Consider the following 6,557-nt stretch of genomic DNA (forward strand, 5'->3'; position numbering starts at 1 on the left):
TTTTACTCAACGCTAGAAGAATAATATGCATTAATGGCCGTGTTAATGCGAGCGATATTTCTTCTGGCTTTCTTAATCTCGTTAGGATTACTCAATTGCATAGCCTTTAACTTAACGCGTAACTCAAAAAGCTCCGCTTTTTTAGCATGCAACAACTCTTCTAATTCCTTGATACTTTTATCTTTCAATTCAGTATATTTCATTTTCGCTCTCACAAGTTACAATTTTGGTTTTAAAAGGAAGTTTGCTCTGAGCTAACGCTAAAGCTTCTCTCGCTAGTCCTTCTTCAATGCCTAGCATTTCATAAACGATCCTGCCCGGCTTGATGTTCATCACCCATTTTTCCACAGAGCCTTTACCTTTACCCATCCTCGTTTCTAAAGGTTTAGCGGTCAAAGGCTTATCGGGAAACACTCTAATCCACACCTTACCCGCTCTTTTAATGTGCCTTGTCATGGCCACCCTTGCGGATTCAATCTGGCGTGAATCGATCCTCCCATGCTCTATGGCTTTAATCGCAATGTCCCCAAACGCAATGGAGTTACCACGATGGGCTTTCCCACGATTGCGCCCTTTCATTTGCTTTCTGTATTTTGTTCTTTTTGGCATTAACATGATTATTGCCTCCCTCTTCTGCTTCTTCTAGGCTCTCTTTCTTCTTTAGCCTCTTCTTTTTTCTCAAATTGGATGCCTTTTTGCAAAACTTCCCCTTTGAAAATCCACACTTTCACGCCAATAATACCATATACCGTCATCGCTTCAGCAAAGCCATAATCAATCTTAGCCCTTAAGGTGTGTAAAGGCACGCGCCCTTCCATATACCATTCGGTGCGAGCGATTTCAGCCCCTGCTAAACGGCCAGAAACGCGCACCTTGATCCCTTTAGCGCCGGATTTTAACGCCGCTTGCATGACTTTTTTCATCGCGCGGCGGAAAGCGACCCTTTTTTCTAACTGGGTGGCTACATTTTCTGCGGCTAATTGGGCGTCAGCTTGGGGGCGTTTGACTTCTTTAATATTAATGGAGACTTCTTTTTTGATGAGCGTTTTTAGGCCTTCTTTGACTTTTTCAATATCCACGCCTTTTTTACCAATGATAAGCCCTGGGCGAGCCGCTACGACCGTAACGCGCAGTTTTTTAGCCGCTCTTTCAATCACAATCTCGCTCACGCCAGCGTAATAAAGCTCTTTTTTAAGGAATTTCCTAATCTTATTGTCTTCATCAATATTGCTTGGAGCGGTGCGAGCGCTAGGGAACCATCTGGAAGTCCAATTCCTATTAATACCTAATCTCAAACCTACCGGATTAACTTTTTGTCCCATGCCCTACTTACCTTCTGCTTGATTTTTTTTATGGCTTTTAGAAGATTTCATTTCTTTCCCTTCTGCTACTTCTACGAATACATGAGATGTTGGCTTTCTAATGGCTGTGGCTCTGCCTTTAGCCCTTGGAATGGAGCGCCTAAGCACAGGGCCTGCATCCACTCTGCAAGAAACAATTAAAGTGCTCTTAGCGTCCAATGAGCCGTTAGCGACCGCAGAAGCTACCACTTTTGAAAGCACTCTAGCCGCTTTATTGGGCGTAAATTCTAAACTAGCGATCGCTAATTCAGCGTTCATGCCTTGAATCTGTCTTGCAATCAATCTGGCTTTAGTAGGAGATAAACGCACAAATCTTAATAACGCTTTGCTCATTCTACCCCCTTACTTGCCAATCTTTTTTTGGACACTGCCTTTGTGCCCTTTAAAAGTTCTTGTAGGAGCGAATTCCCCTAACTTATAACCCACATGGTTTTCTGTGATATACACAGGGACAAAAACCCTGCCATTATGCACATTATAAGTAAAACCAATCATTTCAGGCAAAATGGTGCTTCTTCTAGACCATGTTTTAATCGGGCGGTTATCCTTGCCCTCTTTTGCCTTGAGCGTTTTTTTCATCAAGTGGTCGTCTATAAAAGGACCCTTTTTAATTGACCTAGACATTCTTTAACCCTTTATTTATATTTCTTTCTGGAAATGATGAGCTTGTCGCTAGCTTTTTTCTTTCTAGTTTTATAGCCCTTAGCTGGAGTGCCCCAAGGCGATACAGGATGACCGCTTGTCCCTGTTTTACCCTCACCCCCACCATGCGGGTGATCCACGGGGTTCATCGCGCTCCCACGAGTTTGTGGGCGGATCCCTCTGTGGCGGTTACGCCCTGCCTTACCGATAGAGACATTGATAAAATCTTCGTTCCCTACCACGCCAATGCTTGCCATGCATTCGCTTAGAATGTAGCGCATTTCAGAGCTTGGCATCCTAATAATGGTGTATTTATTTTCTCTACCCATGATTTGAGCGCTCATCCCTGCGCTTCTGGCTAATTGCCCGCCAGCCCCCGGATGCATTTCAATATTATGCACCACCGTTCCTATGGGGATATTTTTTAACTTCATCGCAAAGCCCACTTTAATATCCAAACCGCCTTCAGCAGCGATAACGCTATCGCCCACTTTCAAACCGCTTGGCTGTAAAATATAGCGTTTGTCCCCATCAGGATAGACTACAAGAGCGATGCGCGCGTTTCTGTAAGGATCATACTCAATCGCAGCCACTTTCCCTTCAATATTGTATTTGTTGCGCTTGAAATCAATAATGCGATAGAGTTTTTTAGCCCCTCTCTCTTTGTGGCGGCTAGTGATTCGCCCGTTATTGTTCCTCCCTGCTGTCGCTTTAAGCTTAGTGAGTAAGCCTTTGACACTGCTTTTTGCGGTAATGTCTTTAGAGTCCAACACCGACATGAAGCGTCTGCTTGGGGTGTAGGGCTTATAAGTTTTAATCGCCATAACGCTTTCTCCTTTCTACGCGCCAAGGGCGGCAATGCTAGCGCCCTCTGGAACTTTCACATAAAATTTCTTAAACGACTTTCTTTGTCCAAGCTTCCCTCTAAAGCGTTTCACCTTACCTTCTTGTTTCAAAGAATTGATTTTCAAAGGCTCAAAGCCAAAGTAAGTTTTAAACACTTCTTTGAGCTGGTTTTTGGTTACATTTTGAGCCGTTTGGACCACTAAAACACCTTTTTCTTGCAATCCTAATGACTTTTCAGTGTAAAGAATTGACTTTATATCCATGATGTCTGCCATTTTTTACTCCTCTGTCTTATCTTGCACCGCATGCTGAAACGCCGCTTCTTCCATCACGACAGAGCTAAACGCCGCTAAAAGATAAGCGTTTAACTCGCTCACATCAATAATGAGGCATTTTTTAAGGTTACTAAAGGCTAACTCGGTGTATTCGTCCATGTTTAAACACACAAACAAAGTGTCTCGTTGCTCTAAAGCCTGGAACATTTGGTTGGCTTCTTTAGTCAAATGCTTCCTTTTATTGTCTTCAACCACGCCCTTTATAGCGATTTTTTCCACCACAAACAGCTTGTTCGCTTGCGCTTTTTCTTCTAAAGCGTATTCTAAAGCCAAGCGTTTTTGTTTTTTGTTGATTTTAAGGTTGTAATTGCGCTTATTCGTAGCCCCATGAGAGACACCCCCACCCACAAACACAGGCGAAGTGATGCTCCCTGCTCTGGCTCTCCCGCCCCCTTTTTGCGCCCAAGGCTTCCTACCGCCCCCGCTCACTTCAGCGCGGTTTTTACTTTTAGCGGTATTAGCGCGCGCAGAAGATAAATAATGTTTCACGTAAAGATAGAGGTTATGGCTGTTGATGCCCTCATATCTTTTAGGTAACTCCACGCTACCCTTTTCTTTCAAATGGCTGTCTAAAACGATGGCCTTACTCATATCAAACCCTTTATATTATATTCAGTGTATGGTTTTATACCGCTCTAATGCGTCCATAAGCCCCAGAAAAGCCGGCCACTGAACCCTTTAGCACTAACACCATACTTTCTTTATCAAAAGAGAGTACCTCGTTTTGGCAAGTAACTAGCTCATTGCCATAATGCCCTGCCATTTTCCTACCCTTTTGCACTCTTCCTGGCCATTCTCGGTTACCAATAGAACCAGGGCGGCGGTGGAATCGGCTCCCATGCGCTGCAGGCCCGCCTTGGAAATTCCAACGCTTCATCACCCCCGCAAAGCCTCTCCCCTTCGTTTTAAAGCTCGCTTTAACCCTTTTAAGCGTTTCTAAAGCGCTCAAATCCAAATCGCCCAACTCTTGTTGCTGGGAAGCTTTTAAGGTGGCGAAATGGTTAAACTCTTTGCTGAGCTGGTATTTCTTTTGCTGGCCTTCAATCGCCTTATTGTGTTTTTTATGCATCGCATAGGCCACTAAAGCTTTCCCGTTTTCTAGCTGGCACACCTTCGCTTGCAAGACTTTAAGCAAGGTTACAGGCGTGCTGTTAGCGTCAATCGTGCGGCTCATGCCTATCTTTTGAACTAAAAATTCCATATCTAACCCTTATTTTATGATCTCAATGCGTTAGGACTACTTCGTTTCCATAGAGGTTACTTCTACATCCACTTCAGGAGCTAAATCCAACTTCATCAAGCTATCCACGGTTTCTGGGGTGGCCGAAATAATATCAATCAATCGGCTATAAACCCTAATCTCAAACTGCTCTCTTGAATCCTTATTGACATGCGGGGAGCGTAAAACGGTGTAACGCTTATTCTTAGTCGGTAAAGGGATAGGCCCTCTAATTTCAGAACCTGAACGCTTTACGGCCTCCACGATAGCCACAACAGAGCGATCCAACACTCTATGGTCATAAGCTTTGAGCTTCAACCTGATTTTTTCCATAAACTCTCCTAAAAGAACTCGTTTCATTCGTTACTCAAAACAGAATAAAACAATAAAATAAAAACTGAAATACTACTCAAAATGCGCCATTTAGTCAATAACTTTTGCTATTTTTAGGGCTTTTTAGAGATTTTTACTTCCTTTTTATAAGGAAATATAAAAAAATGCGCTACGATTATCTCAATTCAATCCCATTTGAAAGGAAGTTCATGCCCCTTTCTTGCTTGCACCCTTTTGGGCCTTTTGAAACCCCTAAAGAGCCGGCGTTAAACAACCCGCTTTTAAGCCCACCTTCAAGCGATAAAATCTGTCTTTTAGGGCCGATGAAATCCGGTAAAACCACTTTCGCCCTCAAACTAGCGAAGGATTTTAAAAACCCTATGTATCTCAATTACAACGACATGCGTTTGAACCAAAATATTTTAAGCTCGTGGCTTTTAAAATGGCATTTAGAAAAGAAAATGGACTTGCTCATTTTAGACAATATAGAGCGCTTGGATTTCAGCCTGCCTAAGCTTCCCAAAATCATTCTTATCCCTAATTGTTTAAGCCCCATAACAGCACCCCATTTTAGCTTATGCTATGCGTTAGGGTTGAGTTTTAAAGAATACACTCGCTTTTTCAAACCCAACACTCCTAAAAACACTCTGTTTAACCGCTTTTTAAGAGACGGCAACGCTTTAGATTCGATTTTTACAGAAAACGAACAAGAAAAAATCCTAAAAAAAACAAGAAAATATCAAATTAATCTTTCAAACTTACGCCCCCTTAATGGCTAAAATCTGCGCACATCAATCTAAGTTTGTGAGCGCTTTTTATCTTTATACGCAACTCAAAAAAGAGCTGAAAATTTCTAAAGACACCCTTTATAAATTTTTACACGCGCTAGAAAAACAACGCATCCTTTTTTTAGTCCCTGATTTTGAAAGCCATAAAACCAAATTGTATTTGTGCGATTTTGCCTTGCCTTATAGCCTGACTCCTAGCCCCTCGCTTTTAAGCGTTTTTGAAAACATGGTTTTTTTAGAGCTTTACAAGCAATTCCCAAACTACGAGCTTTACTCCCATGATAACGGGATTTTTATCTTGCACAAAAATTCCACCAACAAGCTCGTCCTCATCGCCCACGCTTTCCCCACGCCCCATTTTTTAGAAAAACAGCTTCTATGGTGCCACAAACATGGGTTTTTAAACATTGCAGTCGTTTCTATCAACGCCCCTATTTCAGCAACCAATCCCCCCTACAAACACCTTAATTTCATTGATTTTTCTTTGGATATTCAATCTATTTTGGTATAATAGTTATTATGTATTTATGTATTTATGTATTTATGTATTTATGTATTTATGTATTTATGTATTTATGTATTTATGTATTTATGTATTTATGTATTTATGTATTTATGTATTTATGTATTTATGTATTTATGTATTTATGTATTTATGTATTTATGTATTTAATATTATTACTAACATTTTTAAATGATTATTGCATATTTTTTATTTTTTCTTAAGCTAACTCGCTATAAGCTATCCTAGTATTTCTCCTTTTTGAGAAATACCCACCTACCCTAAAAGCGTAGGATATTTTTTTTATAGAAAGGAAGCTATAATGAACGCATTGAAGAAATTAAGTTTTTGCGCCTTGTTATCCCTAGGCCTTTTCGCTCAAACAGCGCATGCTAAGAGCTTTCAAGACATCGCAGACTATCCTAGTTGGCTTAAAGTCAATCTTTTTAACAAAAAGAACCCGCCCAATCAATATGTCGGATCGGCTTCTATTTCCGGTAAAAGGAACGATTTTTACTGTTCCTTAAAACA

Annotated in this window: 12 protein-coding genes and 1 pseudogene; 3 read left to right on the forward strand and 10 right to left on the reverse strand. The window is 41.2% G+C overall.

The features are described from left to right. Window positions 1–2 precede the first annotated feature (2 nt). From rpmC to rpsJ, 10 genes are read right to left on the reverse strand one after another with little or no spacing between them, the layout of a single operon-like run. Window positions 3–203, reverse strand: a complete 201-nt coding sequence (gene rpmC, locus BZK24_RS06475) for a 50S ribosomal protein L29 (RefSeq protein ID WP_000877885.1) — start codon at window positions 201–203, stop codon at window positions 3–5. Then, a complete protein-coding gene (gene rplP, locus BZK24_RS06480; RefSeq protein ID WP_000928961.1) occupies window positions 190–615 on the reverse strand; it encodes a 50S ribosomal protein L16 in 426 nt (141 codons plus the stop codon). The genes rpmC and rplP overlap by 14 nt, the downstream gene beginning before the upstream one ends. Before the next feature lie 2 nt (window positions 616–617). Further along, window positions 618–1,322, reverse strand: a complete 705-nt coding sequence (gene rpsC, locus BZK24_RS06485; protein ID WP_000529972.1) for a 30S ribosomal protein S3 — start codon at window positions 1,320–1,322, stop codon at window positions 618–620. A gap of 3 nt (window positions 1,323–1,325) precedes the next feature. Beyond that, complete coding sequence (gene rplV, locus BZK24_RS06490) at window positions 1,326–1,694, reverse strand: 50S ribosomal protein L22 (protein ID WP_000030379.1); 369 nt, start codon at window positions 1,692–1,694, stop codon at window positions 1,326–1,328. A gap of 9 nt (window positions 1,695–1,703) precedes the next feature. Next, complete coding sequence (gene rpsS, locus BZK24_RS06495) at window positions 1,704–1,985, reverse strand: 30S ribosomal protein S19 (protein WP_000091385.1); 282 nt, start codon at window positions 1,983–1,985, stop codon at window positions 1,704–1,706. Window positions 1,986–1,996: 11 nt separating this feature from the next. Next, window positions 1,997–2,827, reverse strand: coding sequence for a 50S ribosomal protein L2 (gene rplB, locus BZK24_RS06500; protein ID WP_077656926.1), 831 nt, complete (start codon window positions 2,825–2,827; stop codon window positions 1,997–1,999). 15 nt (window positions 2,828–2,842) lie between these two features. After that, complete coding sequence (locus BZK24_RS06505) at window positions 2,843–3,124, reverse strand: 50S ribosomal protein L23 (protein ID WP_000763613.1); 282 nt, start codon at window positions 3,122–3,124, stop codon at window positions 2,843–2,845. Window positions 3,125–3,127: 3 nt separating this feature from the next. Continuing rightward, window positions 3,128–3,775, reverse strand: a complete 648-nt coding sequence (rplD, locus tag BZK24_RS06510) for a 50S ribosomal protein L4 (protein ID WP_000030132.1) — start codon at window positions 3,773–3,775, stop codon at window positions 3,128–3,130. Between the two features lie 34 nt (window positions 3,776–3,809). Beyond that, a complete protein-coding gene (gene rplC, locus BZK24_RS06515; RefSeq protein WP_000395323.1) occupies window positions 3,810–4,385 on the reverse strand; it encodes a 50S ribosomal protein L3 in 576 nt (191 codons plus the stop codon). 36 nt (window positions 4,386–4,421) lie between these two features. Further along, on the reverse strand, window positions 4,422–4,736 hold the full coding sequence (gene rpsJ / locus BZK24_RS06520) for a 30S ribosomal protein S10 (protein WP_000411561.1): 315 nt from the start codon (window positions 4,734–4,736) through the stop codon (window positions 4,422–4,424). 323 nt (window positions 4,737–5,059) lie between these two features. On the opposite strand from rpsJ, the gene BZK24_RS10045 reads away from it, so the two are divergent. From BZK24_RS10045 to BZK24_RS06535, 3 genes and pseudogenes are all read left to right on the forward strand, one after another. Next, window positions 5,060–5,515: a hypothetical protein gene (locus BZK24_RS10045; RefSeq protein WP_524707029.1), complete on the forward strand. Its 456-nt coding sequence runs from the start codon at window positions 5,060–5,062 to the stop codon at window positions 5,513–5,515. After that, a complete protein-coding gene (locus tag BZK24_RS10050) occupies window positions 5,508–6,035 on the forward strand; it encodes an ATP-binding protein (RefSeq protein ID WP_524707031.1) in 528 nt (175 codons plus the stop codon). The genes BZK24_RS10045 and BZK24_RS10050 overlap by 8 nt, the downstream gene beginning before the upstream one ends. A gap of 313 nt (window positions 6,036–6,348) precedes the next feature. Beyond that, window positions 6,349–6,557 (forward strand): annotated as a pseudogene (locus tag BZK24_RS06535) (hypothetical protein); the annotation flags it as partial.

The organism is Helicobacter pylori, assembly GCF_001998165.1.
Taxonomy (GTDB): domain Bacteria; phylum Campylobacterota; class Campylobacteria; order Campylobacterales; family Helicobacteraceae; genus Helicobacter; species Helicobacter pylori_DL.

Bases quoted from the DNA above. Each gene is read 5' to 3' on its own strand.
- rpmC (WP_000877885.1), bottom strand. From the start codon at position 203: ATGAAATATACTGAATTGAAAGATAAAAGTATCAAGGAATTAGAAGAG.
- rplP (WP_000928961.1), bottom strand. From the start codon at position 615: ATGTTAATGCCAAAAAGAACAAAATACAGAAAGCAAATGAAAGGGCGC.
- rpsC (WP_000529972.1), bottom strand. From the start codon at position 1,322: ATGGGACAAAAAGTTAATCCGGTAGGTTTGAGATTAGGTATTAATAGG.
- rplV (WP_000030379.1), bottom strand. From the start codon at position 1,694: ATGAGCAAAGCGTTATTAAGATTTGTGCGTTTATCTCCTACTAAAGCC.
- rpsS (WP_000091385.1), bottom strand. From the start codon at position 1,985: ATGTCTAGGTCAATTAAAAAGGGTCCTTTTATAGACGACCACTTGATG.
- rplB (WP_077656926.1), bottom strand. From the start codon at position 2,827: ATGGCGATTAAAACTTATAAGCCCTACACCCCAAGCAGACGCTTCATG.
- BZK24_RS06505 (WP_000763613.1), bottom strand. From the start codon at position 3,124: ATGGCAGACATCATGGATATAAAGTCAATTCTTTACACTGAAAAGTCA.
- rplD (WP_000030132.1), bottom strand. From the start codon at position 3,775: ATGAGTAAGGCCATCGTTTTAGACAGCCATTTGAAAGAAAAGGGTAGC.
- rplC (WP_000395323.1), bottom strand. From the start codon at position 4,385: ATGGAATTTTTAGTTCAAAAGATAGGCATGAGCCGCACGATTGACGCT.
- rpsJ (WP_000411561.1), bottom strand. From the start codon at position 4,736: ATGGAAAAAATCAGGTTGAAGCTCAAAGCTTATGACCATAGAGTGTTG.
- BZK24_RS10045 (WP_524707029.1), top strand. From the start codon at position 5,060: ATGAAATCCGGTAAAACCACTTTCGCCCTCAAACTAGCGAAGGATTTT.
- BZK24_RS10050 (WP_524707031.1), top strand. From the start codon at position 5,508: ATGGCTAAAATCTGCGCACATCAATCTAAGTTTGTGAGCGCTTTTTAT.